General features: G+C 71.0%; 14 protein-coding genes. 8 read left to right on the forward strand and 6 right to left on the reverse strand.

All coding sequences use genetic code 11. The features are described from left to right. Positions 1–22: 22 nt before the first annotated feature. From Y590_RS22430 to Y590_RS22445, 4 genes are all read right to left on the reverse strand, one after another. Positions 23–2,374 (reverse strand): xanthine dehydrogenase family protein molybdopterin-binding subunit, encoded by a 2,352-nt coding sequence (locus Y590_RS22430; RefSeq protein WP_060771794.1) that lies wholly within the window; start codon positions 2,372–2,374, stop codon positions 23–25. Then, a complete protein-coding gene (locus Y590_RS22435; RefSeq protein ID WP_060772416.1) occupies positions 2,371–2,847 on the reverse strand; it encodes a (2Fe-2S)-binding protein in 477 nt (158 codons plus the stop codon). The genes Y590_RS22430 and Y590_RS22435 overlap by 4 nt, the downstream gene beginning before the upstream one ends. Before the next feature lie 424 nt (positions 2,848–3,271). Next, positions 3,272–3,616, reverse strand: a complete 345-nt coding sequence (locus Y590_RS22440) for a hypothetical protein (RefSeq protein ID WP_060771795.1) — start codon at positions 3,614–3,616, stop codon at positions 3,272–3,274. 136 nt (positions 3,617–3,752) lie between these two features. Next, positions 3,753–3,956, reverse strand: coding sequence for a hypothetical protein (locus tag Y590_RS22445; protein WP_060771796.1), 204 nt, complete (start codon positions 3,954–3,956; stop codon positions 3,753–3,755). A 356-nt stretch (positions 3,957–4,312) separates the two neighbouring features. On the opposite strand from Y590_RS22445, the gene Y590_RS22450 reads away from it, so the two are divergent. Further along, complete coding sequence (locus Y590_RS22450; protein ID WP_060771797.1) at positions 4,313–4,558, forward strand: hypothetical protein; 246 nt, start codon at positions 4,313–4,315, stop codon at positions 4,556–4,558. Positions 4,559–4,723: 165 nt separating this feature from the next. On the opposite strand, the gene Y590_RS22455 is transcribed toward Y590_RS22450, so the two are convergent. Continuing rightward, a complete protein-coding gene (locus tag Y590_RS22455) occupies positions 4,724–7,687 on the reverse strand; it encodes a phosphoenolpyruvate carboxylase (protein WP_060771798.1) in 2,964 nt (987 codons plus the stop codon). Between the two features lie 260 nt (positions 7,688–7,947). Here Y590_RS22455 and Y590_RS22460 point away from each other — a divergent pair, with 260 nt between their 5' ends. The 7 genes from Y590_RS22460 to Y590_RS22490 all read left to right on the forward strand — a co-directional run bounded on the left by Y590_RS22460 (position 7,948) and on the right by Y590_RS22490 (position 14,473). After that, complete coding sequence (locus tag Y590_RS22460) at positions 7,948–8,379, forward strand: hypothetical protein (RefSeq protein ID WP_286161805.1); 432 nt, start codon at positions 7,948–7,950, stop codon at positions 8,377–8,379. Then, positions 8,376–9,242 (forward strand): hypothetical protein, encoded by an 867-nt coding sequence (locus tag Y590_RS22465; protein ID WP_060771800.1) that lies wholly within the window; start codon positions 8,376–8,378, stop codon positions 9,240–9,242. The genes Y590_RS22460 and Y590_RS22465 overlap by 4 nt, the downstream gene beginning before the upstream one ends. A gap of 8 nt (positions 9,243–9,250) precedes the next feature. After that, positions 9,251–10,924 (forward strand): saccharopine dehydrogenase family protein, encoded by a 1,674-nt coding sequence (locus Y590_RS22470; protein WP_060771801.1) that lies wholly within the window; start codon positions 9,251–9,253, stop codon positions 10,922–10,924. Next, positions 10,921–11,361, forward strand: coding sequence for a cupin domain-containing protein (locus tag Y590_RS22475; protein ID WP_060771802.1), 441 nt, complete (start codon positions 10,921–10,923; stop codon positions 11,359–11,361). The genes Y590_RS22470 and Y590_RS22475 overlap by 4 nt, the downstream gene beginning before the upstream one ends. A gap of 133 nt (positions 11,362–11,494) precedes the next feature. Next, positions 11,495–12,712 (forward strand): Gfo/Idh/MocA family protein, encoded by a 1,218-nt coding sequence (locus tag Y590_RS22480; protein WP_060771803.1) that lies wholly within the window; start codon positions 11,495–11,497, stop codon positions 12,710–12,712. Positions 12,713–12,809: 97 nt separating this feature from the next. Beyond that, a complete protein-coding gene (locus Y590_RS22485; RefSeq protein ID WP_060771804.1) occupies positions 12,810–13,253 on the forward strand; it encodes a DMT family transporter in 444 nt (147 codons plus the stop codon). A 332-nt stretch (positions 13,254–13,585) separates the two neighbouring features. After that, positions 13,586–14,473, forward strand: a complete 888-nt coding sequence (locus Y590_RS22490; RefSeq protein ID WP_060771805.1) for a LysR family transcriptional regulator — start codon at positions 13,586–13,588, stop codon at positions 14,471–14,473. A 106-nt stretch (positions 14,474–14,579) separates the two neighbouring features. Here the strand turns inward: Y590_RS22490 and Y590_RS22495 are convergent, their stop codons facing one another. Beyond that, positions 14,580–15,602: a zinc-binding dehydrogenase gene (locus tag Y590_RS22495; RefSeq protein WP_012255613.1), complete on the reverse strand. Its 1,023-nt coding sequence runs from the start codon at positions 15,600–15,602 to the stop codon at positions 14,580–14,582. Positions 15,603–15,699 lie beyond the last annotated feature (97 nt).

A 15,699-nucleotide genomic window follows, 5' to 3' on the forward strand; every position in this document is an offset into this window, starting at 1 on the left:
AGACGAGCGTCGGCCGGCGACCTCAGGTGCTGAGCTGGTCGCGCAGCGGCAGTTCGCGCACCCGGCGTCCGGTGGCGGCGAAGACCGCGTTGGCGATGGCTGGCGCGACCGGGGGAACGCCCGGCTCGCCGACGCCGCCGAGCGGGCTGTTAAAGTCGTTCGAGGGTACGAGATGCACCCGCACCACCTTCGGGGCGGCGTCGATGCGCAGAACCTCGTAGCCGTCGTAGTTGGACTGCTCGGCCCGGCCGTTCTTGAAGGTGATCTTCGAGGTGAGCGCGAGGCCCATCCCCATGACCACCGCGCCCTCCATCTGCGAGCGGACGCGCTCCGGGTTCACCTGCGGCCCGCAATCGACGGCGATGTCGATGGCGTGGACCTTCACCTGACCCTTGTCGTCCACCTCCACCTCGGCCGCGACCGCGGTGTAGGTCACGAAGCTGTAGTGGCCGGCGATGCCGAGACCCCGACCCTTCTCCAGCTTGCGGCCCCACTTGGCGCCGTCGGCCACCGTCTCGATGACGCGGCGCAGGCGGCCGGTATCGACGGGGTAGCGCTTGGGATCCTCGCCGTAGTTCCAGACGTCGCCGATCTCGGTCGGGTCGATCTTCCGGGCGGGGCCGATCAGTTCGAGAAGGTAATCCTTCGGGTCGCGGCCCGCGGCATGGGCGAGTTCGGCCACGAAGGACTGGATCGCGAAGGCGTGCGGGATGTTCGAGACCGAGCGGAACCAGCCGATCCGGGTATGGGCGCTGGCTTCCGGGTTCTCGAACCGCAGGTTCTTCAGCGCCAGCGGGTTGTTGACGAGGCCCATGCCGAGCTCGAAAGGCAGCTCGTGCTTCGGGTCGGGCGCGAAGATCGAGCCGATCGTCGGCGCCACCGAGCGGTGGAGCCACGCCACCGGCATACCCTTCTCGTCGACGCCCGCCTCGATCCGCTCGACCGAGATGGTGTGATAGTAGCTGTGCTGGATGTCGTCCTCGCGGGTCCAGACCAGCTTGACCGGCTGACCGTCCATGGCCTGCGAGCAGAGGGCGGCCTCGACCACGTAGTCGGGCTTCGACTTGCGGCCGAATCCGCCGCCGAGCAGCGTGACGTTCACCCGCACCTTGTCGGCGGGCAGGTTGAGGCGCTTGACCACCCGGTCATGGGCGGCCTGGGGCCCTTGCGTGCAGGCCCAGATCTCGCAGGCGCCATCCTTGATGCGGGCGACCGCGGCCGGCGGCTCCATCGGTGCCTGGGCGAGGTGGGGCACGAAGTACTCCGCCTCGAACTTCGCCTTGGCGGTCTTCATCGCCGCATCGACGTCGCCGGCCACGCGCACGACCTTGCCGGGCGCGCGGGCGGCCTTCTCCAGCTCCTTGCGGAAGGCGGTGGTGTCGTAGGAGGCGTTCGGGCCGTCATCCCAGGTGATCTTGAGGGCCTCGCGGCCCTTCATCGCGGCCCAGGTGTTCTTGGCGATCACCGCGATGCCGCCGAGCGGCATGAACTCGGACGGGATCTCACCGCCCTCGATCTTGAGGATCTTGACGACGCCCGGGACTTTCTTGGCCTCGGTGTCGTCGAACGAGACGACCTTGCCGCCGTAGACCGCGGGGCGCGCGACCAAGGCATAGAGCATGCCGTCGAGCTTCACATCGAGGGCGTAGATCGCCTTGCCGGTGGTGATGTCGCGGTTGTCGATCAGGCCGATCTTACCCTTGCCGATGTAGCGGAAGGCTTCCGGCTTCTTGAGCTGCACGCTCTCGCGCGCCGGCACCGGCAGGGCGGCGGCCGCCTCGGCGACGTCGCCGTAGCCGAGGGTACGGCCCGACTTGGCGTGGGTCAGGACGTGGTTCTCGGCCTTCACCTCACCCGCGGGCACGCCCCACTGCTTGGCGGCGGCCTGGATCAGCATCAGCCGCGCGGCAGCACCGGCATGGCGGAAGTGCTGGAAGAAGTGGCGGAGCGAGCGCGAGCCGTCGGTGTCCTGGTTGCCGAAATGAGTCTCCTCACCCCAGGCCTGGACCACCTTCACCTTCGACCAATCGGCCTCCAGCTCGTCGGCGACGGTGAAGGCGATCGAGGTGCGAACGCCCTGGCCCATCTCGGAGCGGTGGTTGGTGACGGTGACGGTGCCGTCCTTGGCGATCGCGACGAAGACCTTCGGATCGTCGCGCCAACCGTTCGGCATGCCGTCGGCGCCGAACTTCTTCGCCTTCTGCTCCTCGGTCTGGCCCTCGTCGGCCTTGGCGCGGTCCGAGAGCGAGAGGGCGAGCACCAGGGCACCCATGCCCCCGAGGATGCCGCGGCGGCTGACATTGTCGATCCGGACCGGGCCGGCGGCGTTCTGGGAGGCGGCGAGTTCGGCCATCAGTTTTGCTTCGTGGATCACAGGCTGTCTCCCTTGGAAGCGGGCGCCTGACCGGCAGCCTGATGGATCGCGGCGCGGATGCGCGGATAGGTGCCGCAGCGGCAGATGTTGCCGCTCATGGTCTCGTCGATCTGCTGGTCGGTCGGCTTCGGGCTGTCCTTGAGGAGGGAGGCCGCCTGCATGATCTGGCCGGTCTGGCAGTAGCCGCACTGGGCGACGTTGAGGTCGCGCCACGCCACTTGGACCGGGTGGTTGCCGTCGGGCGAGAGCCCCTCGATCGTCGTGATCTCCTGGCCCTCCGCCGCGGAGATCGGAGTGATGCAGGACCGCGCGGCGGTGCCGCCGAGATGGACCGTGCAGGCGCCGCACTGGGCGATGCCGCAGCCGAACTTGGTGCCGGTGAGGCCGAGTTCGTCGCGCAGGTACCAGAGCAACGGCATCTCGGGATCGCCGTCGAAGCTGCGTTCGGCTCCGTTGACCGTGAGTTTTATCATCGCTGTCATCTGCCGTTTCAGAATGGAGGGCGCGCGAGCGGAGGGAATGCCCGCCCGGCGGCCGGATCGATCTACCGTTCCCCAGGGATGCCGTACCGGGACCGGCCCGAAGCCCGACAGGCGGGTGGGCGGTGCCGTGGCGACCGGTTTCACGGGCGACGCCGTCCGGCTCTTGGTTCGTGCCTGCCGTCGGCCGCAGCCGTTTCGCTGCGCCGCGACGATGCGGAGGCCGCAGGACGGCCTCGACTGCATTTCTTATCTGGAATTAATCAGAACTGGGACGCTCTGGCAATCGCGCGACCCGGCTGTGTCCGTCGCATCGGCGTCCCGAGGCGTCGATCGGCCGTACCCCGAGCGATCGCTCGGAATCGTCTGTGCGGTCGCGCACATCAGGGCTGTGTCAAATGCTGGCCCCGCCCCGTTCTCAGCGGCGCTCGTGCTCGAGCTTCACGGCGGCGGGCAGGGCCGTGTACCACGCGGCATAGGGCGTGTTGGCGATCATGCGCCGGTTGAGGTCGGGCGTTCCGTCCGTCCACCAGACGGGGCCGCGTTCGCCGAGCCCGTGCTTGGCGGCATCGACGGCCGCGCGGGCATGCACGAGTGCCGCTTCGTCGCCGGAGCGCTTGGCCGCGCGCACCCCGCGGCGAGCATCCATCAGGTCGCGGACCAAGCGGTCGCGCTGCAACGGTTCGAGATCCGGCCGATGGCGCCGCCACAGCCGGCCGTGCACGACGATGTAGCGCCCATCCGGCGTCTCCAGCACCCGCATCGCCGCTCCCTCGCCTGGATCTCAGGATGCCCCGTCACCGATCCCGAATCCTCCGACCGCGACCGTCCAGCGGAGGTTGCCCGAGAGGGACCGAGACGGGGACGCTTGTCCCACGTGAAGGTTCCGGGGCGGCATCTCAGGCGAAGTCGCCGACCTTGTCGGCGACGACGTCGGGCGCCGTCACCGAGGCGTGGCCCGCCTGCCAGAGCCGGTGATCGTCCGAGCCCGATTCGTGCGGGTTGCTGTCCGCCCCCTCGCGCCGCTCGGCAGCCCGGCGGCCATCGAGATAGGCAGGCTCGTTGGTCTCGTCCCAGTCGATGCCAGTGCCGATACCGTCCATGGTGCCCCTCCGCTCGCGACCCGCAGCCTTCGCGCCCGCGGAATGTCCCGCGGAATGTATCGCTGCCCGCGCTGATGGCGAGGGGCGCGCTGGAGCAACCGCACCGCGCTGCCGGCCAAGCGAGGTTTGCGTTCGGGCGTGGTTCACTTAAGCCGCGCTTGGTGTCTCTCAGCAAATTCCCGCCCCACCGTCAGGTCCGAAGGGGTGACGGTCGGTGATCGGGAGTCTTGAAAGGCACGCTGAGGCTGCCTCCCGCCGGAGACGGGACGGGGTGGCGCGCGTTTCATGCGTGAATCCGCACGGCCGGCCCTGTCGGCAGGATCACCCAACACCAAGTACGGCCCCGAGGACGCCCGATGAGTCGCCTGGACGAACTGAAGAACGACCCCGCCTTCCGCCAAGCCGTGCTCGCGGTGCGCGGCGCGGCCAGCACCCTGAGCGGGCGGGCGATGACCCTCGAGGAGGCCGAGCTGCTGGTGAGCTTCGCGCTCGCCACCTACGCCAATGCCGGCGGCCTCGCGGAGCCGAGCCTGAGCCGGCTCGCGCGCTTCGCCGGCAAGGTCGAGCCCCATGAGAGCTTCGAGAGCATGATGAAGCACTGAGGCCAGCTGAAGCGCATTCCGACGAAGTGGTCACCGGTTCGTCGAAAGAATGCGCGTCACAACCACGGGCTGGAGTCATATTCGGCCCGATGCAATGGGGTCGGATACGGCCCGAGGGGGGCAACGAGCCCCCCTTGCTCTTGATTGTGCCCTTGCCTCTCGGTTTCAGCCGAACGCGCCGACCTCGTGCTGGATGATCCCCGAGATCTCCCGCACCCGCTCGAACATCCGCCGGATCGGGCCGAACAGCGTGTTGTGCTCGGTCTCGTAGGTGCCGACGTCGCGCGGGCCCGGCGGCTCGCCGAAGTTCAGGCCGAGCGTCGGGTCGGGGGTCACGGGGTAGATCTCGTCGAGCAGCTTCAGGCAGCCGTCGATGTCGAGGCGCAGGAAGCGCTCCAGCAGCGCCTCGCGGGTCAGGCCCGCCTGCGGGCGGAAGCTCGGAATGTGGGCGGCCAGGAACCAGATCCGGTGGATCAGCGCGAGACGGATCGCGTGGAGCAGGGCCAGCCGGGTCGACATCGCCGCCAGATCCGGCGCCGCGGCCTGGAGCAGAAGCCCGTCGCGGGTGAGACGACCGAACAGGCGGCGCAGGTCGGGCGAGAGGTTCAGCCGCTCCAGCGCGGCGGCGATGGTGACGAGCTCGTCGCGCCGCGCGTCGCGCCGGGTGCGCCGGGCCCGCTCCAGCCACACGGCCGGATCGAGCGTGTCGATATAGGCGCGCATGACGTCGAGGTCGCCGACGCTGGCGGCGTGCTGCACGAGGCGGAAGGCGCGGGAGAAGCGCACCGAGTTCGTCCGCATATGCCGGAACAGCTCCGGCGCCCGGTGCGCGGCGCGGCCGACGCCGTGCAGCGAGTTCGCGAGATAGCCGAGCTGCTGCAGGATCGCGTTGTTGGGGATCGCCCGCATCTGCCGCGGATGGGTGATCGCGGCCGGGCCCCCGCCATCCGACTGGCGCGCAACGGGGCGCGAGCCGGTGCGGTCGATCAGACTCGGGCCGAAGGTGCCGAGAAGGGCGGCGTAGCCGCGATCATCGACCAGGGTTTCCATGTCCTGGCGGACAACGCGGAAGAACTCGGCGGCGAAGTCGGCCTCTTCGTAGATCGGGTCCGTGGTGGGTGCGGCGGCCCGGTCGTTGAGCGCGTAATCGGCGAAGGCGTCGTCCTCGGTCAGCGCGTCGGCGAAGACGTGCTCGGCGATGCGCGCCACCGAGGCGCCCGCCAGTTCGGGCGAACCGAACATCAGGTAGCCGTCCGAGCCCTGGAAGCTCGATTCGAGCCGCTCGCGCATGCCCGCCTTCGCGTTGCGCTGGCGCGAATCCTCCGGCGCGAGATAGGCGAGGCGGTCGCGGAGGCTCGTTGGGTGGGCACCCCGGCCGATCGATTCGCCGTGGGTGTCGAAGATGACGAGTTCGATGTCGGAGAGCCCGTTCTGCGTCATCAGCTCGGTGATGCGCAGGCGCAGCCGCTCGATCCAGAAGGTGGCCGCCAACTGGCCGACATAGCGCCCGGAATCCGAGTAGCCGAACTGGACCGAGAGCCGGCCGAGGCGCTTGAGGTGGTTGCGCCAGTGCGGGTTGCGCAGGGCGTCGTCGAGGACGCGGATGCCCTGTTCGAGCGCGCTCGCGGTCTCGAACAGCGGCGTGATCTCGAGCTTGTCCGAGATGCCGTAATGGCGCGCGAGCCAGAGCGCGGAGAGCAGGGTGTAGCCGGTCTCGGTCTCGGCGATGAGGAAGCGCACCGGGTGCGTGCCGTCGACATGCTTGAGGATCTGGGTGATCGTCATCATCAGCCGCGCGGCCGAGGCGCGCTCGGCGGCGAGCGCTCCGAAATCGACGGGCACGGGGCGCACGTCGTTGAGCAGCGTGTTGATCGCCGAGAGGTGCGAGCGGCGCTGCGCCGCGTCGGTCGGCTCGCCCTCGAGATCGATGACCCGGCGCACCGCGTTGTGGATCTGGCTGGCGTTGAGCCGGAAATGCGGCAGGGCGTTCGAGAGGCCGTGGGCGGCAATGCCTGAGCGCAGCACGGCGATGGCGCGGCGGTCCGCATCGGTCTCGGCGGCGCCGATCGCCGCGGCCAGCCCGGCCAGGATCGGCCCGGCATCGGTCTGCGCGCGCTCGCGCTCGATGATGAGGGCCAGCGCGAAGCGGTGGACCGCTTCCAGCGAGGGCTTGGTGCCGAGCAGCGGCGCGCCCGCGAGCTGACGCTCGACGGCGTCCCGCGCGCCCGCGGTCAGCTCGCGCACCACGCGGGTGGCCGGCACGTCCGGCAGGTCGCGCATCAGCCGGTCGAACTGCATGCGCTTGGAAATCAGCCGGTAGCGCATCGTGTCCCACCAGCCGATATCGGTGCGACCGTCGGTGTCGCAGCCGACCCAGCTCGCGATGGCCAGCGGCTTGGGCACCAGCTCGGTCCAACGATCCGGCCAGCGGGCGCGGGCGGCATCGAGGATCGCGCCGTTGAAGGCGTCGATCGCCGCACGGCCGTGGTTGGCGGCGACGCAGGCCTGCTCGAATTCGTCGTCGAGGCTGATCTGCGGATCGGGCCGGGTCGAGCGGGCGGCGGCTTCGCCGATGATCGGCGCGCGCCGGTCGGCATCGGCGAGCGAGGCGGCCCGCGCGATCAACTCGGCCACGGCCCGCGGCATGCCGAAGGTGGGGTGCGCCGTGAACACCGCCGCAAAAGCGGTGCGGCCGACGCGCTCGCGGAACGCGTCGAAATCGCCCGAGCCCCGCGCCACCGCCGCCACGAGCCGGTTCGCGACCTCCACCGCGGGCGCCGCCTCCCCCGTGGCGGCGTCGGTGTCGAGGCCGACATAGGCGCGCAGCCGCTCAGCCCTGTCTGTCAGCGCCCGCCGCCGCAGGGTGGCGAGCAGGGCGTCGAGATCCGATTCCCCGATCTCGTCCCGGTCGAGCCGGCGGGTGATGGCGAGCGTGACGGCGAGAACGGGGTTGCGGAACGGGTCCTCGCTCGCCTGCTCGCGGGTGCGGGCGACGAGGTCGAGAAGCTCGGCTTCCAAATCGCGATCCGTGGGCCGTGCGGACGCGGCGGTCGGGTGCCCGGATGTCGGCATCGAGGCGTTCGGCATCGAGGATTGCGGCGGGCCGGAGCGGGGGTCTTCGAGGGGCATCGAGCGTTCCTGGGCGTGAGCGGCCGGTGACCGTCGGACGGCGTCGACCACGCGGTTCTCACCCTTCGGCCCGAGACGCAAGGACCGTTCCGGCAAGGGGGGTAGACGGGGATGTGGAGGGAAGACGTGTCGGCGTGATCGCGCGGCTCGATTGCGAAAAGTGCCGCCAACCCTGGCCCTCTCCCCGCTCGCTGCCTCGGCAAGGCCGAAGCCTCCTGCGCGTGCAACGGCGTGCGATCCGGTCTAAGGTCGGGACGATCATGGAAACCCTGGTGATCCTTGCCGCGGCGGCGGCGACCCTGCTCGCCTGCGTCTTCGTGGTAACGCTCTCCAAGGGGCCGCCCCGGCCGCCCCTGCGCCTTCCCCGCGAGGAGGAATGGGCCGACGATGCGGATGCCGTCGTGAAGGCGCTGATCCCGTCTCAGCCGAGCCCGATCGACCGCGGGGCGCAGGTTCTCGATGCTCGCGTTCTCGACGACCCGATCCGCGATGGCGATCTCATTGACGGTCACGTCATCGACGGCGAAACGGTCGATGCGCCCGAGGGCGGAGAGCCTCGAACGTTTCAAGCGGAAGAACTCGATAGCCGGATGCTCGATCAACTTCTCGACCAGCAGAACCAAGTGCTGAAGCAGACGCTCGAGCCGGACCCGCTCCCGCCCTCCGAGGCGAAGGACCGGGCGGCCCGATGAGGCGGGTCGGCCTGCTCGCCGCCCTCGCGGCGGCCTGGACGGCGCTCGTCCCCGGCCTGATTTCCAAGGTCGTGGCACAGGACGAGGCGGCCCCGGCGCCCGCCGAGGCGGTGCCGGAGGCGCCCAAGCGCAAGGTACGGCCCAAGCCCCGCCCGAAGCCGCAGGCCAAACCCGCGCCGGCCCGGACCGAGCCCGCGACGTCGGCCGACACGCCGCCCGCCGAACCGGCCGCGAACCCGATTCCCTCCGCTCTCCCCTCGCCCACGGGGATGAACTTTGCCGCGCCGCCGGTCGCCTGCGATCCGGGACAGGCTGTCCGCTATCAGGGCGACAAGAATACCGAGCTGTGGGTGACCCGCAGCGGCCGCATCACCATCGACAACCCCCTGCGTCCGCTGACGCCCGATGTGACCCGCGTGCTGCAGGTCGTGGTCGCCGGCAAGGTCGCCACCGCCTACGGGCCGGACCTGCTGTCCCTGCGCCGGGGCGCGTCGCCGGCCACGCTGGAGGGGACCATCGGCGGCCGGATCCAGTGGGACACCTCCCTCGTGGCCCTCCCCGACAGCCTGCCGATCAACGCGGAAACGGGCACGCCCCTGGCCGAGCTGCGCTTCCGCGAATGCGGCACCGCGCCCTCGGGCAGGCTCCTGCCGCCGCCGAAGGCCCGCCGCATGGCGCCGACCCCCGAAGCGGTCGCAGCGGAGGCGGAGAAGGCGGAAAAGGCGGCCAAGGCCGCCGCGCAGGCGGCCGCGAAAGCCGCGAGCGTGGGCCGGGCGGTGCAGCCCCCGGCCGGCGGCGCCCCGCAAAATCTCACGCCGCCGCGGGCGCCGGGCTCGGCCTTGCCGCAGGGAGCGATTCCCTGAGCGGACCCGTGATCCTCGTGGTGGGCGGGGCCGGCGCCTTCGGGGCGCGGCTCATCGCCGGGCTCGCTGCGACCACCGATCTGCGCGTGATCGTCGCCGGCCGCGATGTCGCCAAGGCGGAGGTCGTGGCTCGCACCCTGCCGGATGGACGCGGGCGGGCGGCACGCCTCGACGCGACCGAGGCGGATGCGGCGCAGTTGCGGGCGCTCGGCGCGACGGTCGTGGTGGACGCCGCCGGGCCGTTCCAGGGCGGGGCGCCGGTGCTCGCCCGCGCGGCGATCGAGGCCGGCCTGCCCTATCTCGATCTCGCCGACGGCCGCGACTTCGTGGCGGCCTTTCCCAGGCTCGATGCGGCAGCGCAGGGCAAGGGCGTCGTCGCGCTGACCGGCGCCAGCTCGACCCCGGCCCTGTCGAATGCGGCGCTCGATGCGCTCACCGCGGGCTGGCGCACGGTCGAGACGGTGCGGGTCGCCATCGTGCCGGGCAACCGGGCGCCCCGCGGCCTCTCGGTGATGCGGGCGATCCTCTCCTATGCCGGGCAGCCGGTGCGGGTGCTGCGTGCCGGGACGTGGCAGAACCGGCCCGGCTGGGGCCTGCTCGGCCGGATCGCGGTGCCGGGCCTCGGCCGGCGCTTCGCCAGTCTGTGCGAGACGCCCGACCTCGACATCCTTCCCGCCCGTTTCCCCGCCTTGCGCACGGCCCTGTTCCGCGCCGGGCTCGAACTGCCCCTGCTGCATCTGGGCCTGAGCCTCGCGAGCCTGCCGGTGCGCTGGCGGCTGCTGCCCTCGCTCGTGCCCTTCGCCCGCCCCTTCCTGGCGATCGCCGGCTGGCTCGACCGGTTCGGCAGCGACCGGGGCGGCATGAGCGTCGAAGTTTTGGGAACGGACGCGACCGGCCGGCCGGTCCGCGCCGTGTGGAGCCTCGTCGCGGAAGCCGGCGACGGGCCCTATGTCCCGACCCTGCCCGCGCTCGCCGCGATCCGCCGGCTCACCGATCCGTCCGCCGCGCCGATCCCGCCCGGTGCCCGCCCCTGTGTCGGCGTGCTCCCGCTCGCGGCGATCGAGGCGGAGATGGCGCGCCTCTCGATCCGCACTCGCTGCGACACCGATCACCCCGTGCCGCTGTTCGAGCGCGTGCTCGGGGATGGGTTCGCGCGGATGCCCGACGCGGTGCGCCTCTTGCACGGCGCGGTGGGCGATGGCGCCTTTTGCGGCCGGGCCGCGGTGGTGCGCGGGCGCGGCCCCCTGGTCGCCCTCGTTGCCGGGCTGTTCCGCTTGCCGCCCGCCCTGGAGGATGGGCCGATCCGCGTGACGATGGAGCCCGACCTCGACGCCGGTTCGGAACGCTGGACGCGCCATTTCCCGAGCCGCCGCTTCTCCAGCCGGATGCGGCGCGCCGGCCCCGACGGGAGCGGGCGGGTGCGCGAGCGTTTCGGCCCGTTCGCGATGGATCTCGCGGTGAGGGCCCATGCCGACGGGCTCGACATGGCGGTGACGGGCTGGCGGCTCGGCCCGCTTTCCCTGCCGCGGTTCTTGCGGCCGACGACGCAGGCGAGCGAGCGGGTCGATGCGCAGGGCCGCTTCCGCTTCGACGTGGCCCTGTTCCTGCCGTTCCTGGGGCTGCTCGTGCATTATCGCGGTTGGCTGGTCCGCTGCGACGAGAGGGAAGAAGAAACGCCATGAGCGACACGCTGACGGCCGCGCAGGTGATCGATACCCTGGGGTTGAAGCCCCATCCGGAGGGCGGGCATTTCCGCGAGACGTTTCGCGACCCCCGCACGGTCGAGGGGCGCTCGGTCGGCACCGCGATCTACTACCTGCTCGGCCTCGGCGAGACTTCGGCCTGGCACCGGGTGGATGCGGCCGAGATCTGGCACTGGCATGCCGGCGCGCCGATGGTGATCACGATGAGCCCCAACGGCCACGACGCCTCCGCCCACCATCTCGGGCCCGACCTCCTGCGCGGCCAGCGTCCGCAGATCGTGGTCCCCGCGGGCCACTGGCAGACCGCGACGAGTCTGGGCGCCTGGACGCTCGTCGGCTGCACGGTCTCGCCGGGCTTCGCGTTCTCCGGCTTCGAGATGGCGCCCGAGGATTGGCGCCCGACGCCGCGGCGCTGACGGGCCCCGGAGGAACCGCCCGGCGGGCTGTTCCATCTTGAGTTGATGACACCATGCCGCGGCACGGAACGCGAGAGTCGGGCGTTGCCGGTCAAGGCCCCGACGCCTTCGACCTTTGCCAGGAGACCTCCGTTTGCGCATTCCCGCTAACTCCCGCCGCCGGTTCCTGGCCGGAGGAGCCGCCGGCCTCGGCGCCGCCATCGCCGGCAGCCGCGCCGCCGCGCAGGGCGGCGGGAGCGGTATCCCGACCGGGCCGGTCGGGCGGCCCGAGCCGAAGCTGGAGGCGGAGCCGCCCCTCCCGCTCGACCGCCAGGTCGGCTGGGCGGTGGTCGGCCTCGGTGACTATGCGCAGGGCTATGTCCTGCCCGCCCTCGCCCGTGCCCGCCGCTCGCGGGCGGTTGCCCTCGTCTCGGGCAGCGCCGAGAAGGCGAAGGGCGTGGCCGCGCGCTACGGCGTCAAGGAGAGTGCGCTCTACGGCTACGACACCATGAGCCGGCTCGCCGAGAACGACGCGGTCGGCGTGGTCTACATCGTCACCGCCAATTCCACCCATGCCGAGCTGACGGTGAAGGCGTTCGAGGCGGGCAAGCACGTCTTCTGCGAAAAGCCGATGGCGAACTCGCCGGCCGAGTGCCAGCGGATGATCGACGCCGCCAAGGCCGCCGGCCGCAAGCTGATGATCGCCTACCGGGCGCATTGGGAGCCGCACAACCTCCGCGCCAAGGAGATGCTCGACGCGGGCGAACTGGGACAGGTCTGGTTCGCGACGTCAGACCATCACCGGCCCCTCGACCCCGCGCTTCCCCGCGACCAGTGGCGGATGAAACGGTCGGTGGCCGGCGGCGGCTCGCTCGTCGATATCGGGATCTACAGTCTCAACGGGCTGCAATGGTTCTTCGGCGAGAGTCCGAACGCCGTCGCGGCGTCGATGCAGGCACCGCCCGATGATCCCCGCTTCGCGGAGGTCGAGAACGTGTTCACCGCCGAACTCGCCTTCCCCTCGGGCCGGCGGGCGACGATGTCCTCGGGCTATACGGCCAACAAGAAGCGGATCGACCTCTGGGGCGACCGGCTCGTCGCCACCCTCGATCCGGCCACCGCCTATCAGGGCAACCGCCTCGTCGTTTCGAACGCGAAGCGGGCGGAGGAAATCCTGACGAAAGAGACGAGCGCTGCCCAGTTCACCGGCGAGATCGACCATTTCTCGCAAGCCGTGACGGAGGGCGCGGCGATCAGCACGCCGGGCGAGATGGGCCTGCGCGACGTGCGCCTGATCGAGGCGCTCTACCGGGCCGCCCGCGAGCGCCGCTGGCTCGATCTCAACCCGGACATGACCGTGCGCGGGGCCTGACCTGTCTCTCACGCCCCCTGCGCCACCGCACCCGGACGGGGCACGTTCGCTGATCGGGCAGTGTTCGAGACACTCTGACACCCTGCGGAGCCGAACGATGCCGTTTCTCATCGCCGCCGCGGCCGCCATCGCCGGCATCCTCAACACGGTGCAGTCGGGCGCCAACGCCTCTCTGAACAAGGCGCTCGATCAGCCGATCCTCGCGGCCCTCGTCGTCACCGCGGCCAATGTCGCGGTCTATCTTGCGGCCGCGCCCTTCATCGGGATCGGCTGGCCGGGGAGCCAGCGGCTTGCGGGCGTGCCGTGGTGGGCGTGGCTCGGTGGGGCGATGGGTGCAACCTACGTGCTCGCCACGATCTTCATCGCCGAGCGGCTGGGGGCGGCGGTGTTCACCGGCATCACGGTGACGGCCGCCATCGTCACCTCGGTTCTGCTCGATCATTTCGGCTGGGTCGGGTTTGTCCAGCACACCGCCGACCCCTGGCGCATCCTCGGCTGCGCGCTGATGATCGGCGGTCTCGTCCTCATCTGCCTGCGCTGACGCGGCGGCCCGTCTCCGCCAGGAAGCGCCTTGCCGGATCGCGTCACGCCGAGATCGGCCAGAAGCCGCGCGTCGAGACCGGACAGGTCCTCCGCGATCGGCTTACCCCGCCCGTCGCGCGAGGCCCCCGGCCGGTATCGGTGCCATCCGGCCGCGAGGCGGGCGATCCCCCGCTGCAGGGTCCGTTCCAAGCGTCCGATCATGGCTGTCTCCGCTGTTGCGACGGACAGAATGGGGCGTGTCGCGCGATGAATCGAACGAATTGATCTCACGGAAACGATGAGGAATGCTCATCGGAAGGACGAAGCTGCCGCAGCAGGATCATCGCCGCCGTGAATGCGCTCAATCCGTCGAACCTCGATCTCGATCTCATCCGTACCTTCGTGACGATCTGCGAGGCCGGCACCTTCGCCCGCGCGGCCGAGCGGGTCGGGCGCACGTCCTCGGCGATCAGCCTTCAGGTCAAGCGTTTGGAGGCGCGTCTGGGCCGGGCGCTGTTCCTGCGCCAGCCGCGCGCCGTCGTGCCGACGGCGGACGGCGAGGCGCTGCTCGGCCTCGGCCGGCGCCTGCTCGCCTTGAACGATGAGGTAGTGACCTTCTTCGACGCGCCGCCGATGGAGGGGCGGGTGCGCTTCGGCGCGCCCAACGATTCCGGCCTGTTCGCCCTGCCGGCGATGTTGCGCCGGTTTGCCGCCACCCATCCGCAGGTCGAGGTCGATGTCCGGCTCGATGCGAGCCGCCTTCTGGTGGAGGCCATCGCCGACGGCGCGCTCGATCTCGTGCTCTATGCCGGCCACCTCCCGTCGGACCGCGCGGCGCAGGTGGTCCATTCGGAGGATCTGGTCTGGGTCGGCCTGCGCGGCGGCCTCGCCGAGGCGCGCCGCCCCTTGCCGCTCGCGCTCTGCCAGAGCGGCTGCACGTGGCGGGCGGCGGCGCTCGACGCCCTCGATCAGGCGGGCATCGCCTACCGGGTCGCCTATACGAGCGAGCATTGCCAGGGACAGATCGCGGCGGTGGAGGCGGACCTCGCGGTGGCGCCGCTCCCCCTGAGCGTCGCGCGGCCACCCTTCCAGCGGATCACGGCCCTGCCGCCGCTCGGCAGCTACGATGTGCTGATGCGCCTGCGCGACGGTGCCGGGCCGGCGGCGCGGGCGCTCGCGGGCCATGTGGCGGACAGTGTTCGCGATCTTCCCGGCCTCGGCAGCCGGCTCTTCGCCTGAACGCTTTGATCTTCGGGTGGGATCCCATCGCGATAACGCGATGGGTGCCTTCCGTCAGGCGCCGCGCGGGCGGAGCGATACGGTCCCCGCTTCGATCAAGCGGCGATCAGAGCGTCACGAGGATCTTCCCGAATACCTTCCGCGATTCCAGGCGCTCCAGGCCGCTGGCGAAATCGGCGAGCGGCAGCACCGTGTCGATGACCGGGGTCAGGCCGGCGGCCATCTTGTCGAGGCTCTGGCTCATATTGGCGATGCGGCAGCCGAACGAGCCGGTGATGCGGTATTGCTGCTGGAACAACTGCATCAGGTTCATCTGCACCGAGACGCCCGAGGTCGAGCCGCAGGTGACGAGCCGCCCGCCGCGCTTCAGGCAGAGCAGCGAGCCGTTCCACGTCTCGGCGCCGACATGCTCGAACACCACGTCCACGCCCTTGCGCTTGGTCAGCCGCCGCACCTCACCCTCGAAGCGCTCCTCGCGGTAGTTGACGACGTGGTCGGCGCCGAGCGCCTTCGCCTTCTCACCCTTCGCGTCGTCGCCCACCGTCGTGTAGACGGTGCACCCGATCGCCTTGGCCATCTTGATCGCCGCCGTGCCGATGCCCGAGCCGCCGGCATGGACGAGGATCGACTCGCCCGGCTCCAGACGCGCGTTGTCGAACAGCATGTGCTGCACCGTGCCGAAGGCGATGCCGGCGCAGGCCGCCTGGACGTGATCGACGCCGCCCGGCACCCGCACCACGAGGCGGGCCGGCAGGTTCACCCGCTCGCGGGCGAAGCCGTCGAGATGGAAGCCCATCACGCCCGAGACGTCCTCGCAGAGGTTGTCGCGGCCCTCCTGGCAGGCGCGGCACCGGCCGCAGGTCAGCGCGCCGTAGGGCACGACCGCATCGCCGACGGAGAGCCCCTCGACGCCCTCGCCGACCGCCGCGATCTCGCCCGCCGCCTCCGCGCCGACGGTCAGCGGCAGCTTGCGCTTGGCGAAGGCCATGCCGCGAAAGCCCCATACGTCGATGAAGTTGAGGCCGACCGCCCGGACCCGGATCTGCACTTCGCCCGGCCCCGGCGCGGGCGGCGGCTCGACCTCGGTGAGGCGCAGATCTCGGTCGCCGAAGAGCTGGAGGGCTTGCATCAGGATCGAACTCGTCTGGCGTTGAGGGATGGGCGCGGCGTACGAACCGGGCCCGGCCGGGGTCGCCCGACGCCGTACCGCGAAACAGCGGGCGCCG

Source organism: Methylobacterium sp. AMS5, assembly GCF_001542815.1.
In the GTDB taxonomy this organism is placed as follows: Bacteria; Pseudomonadota; Alphaproteobacteria; order Rhizobiales; family Beijerinckiaceae; genus Methylobacterium.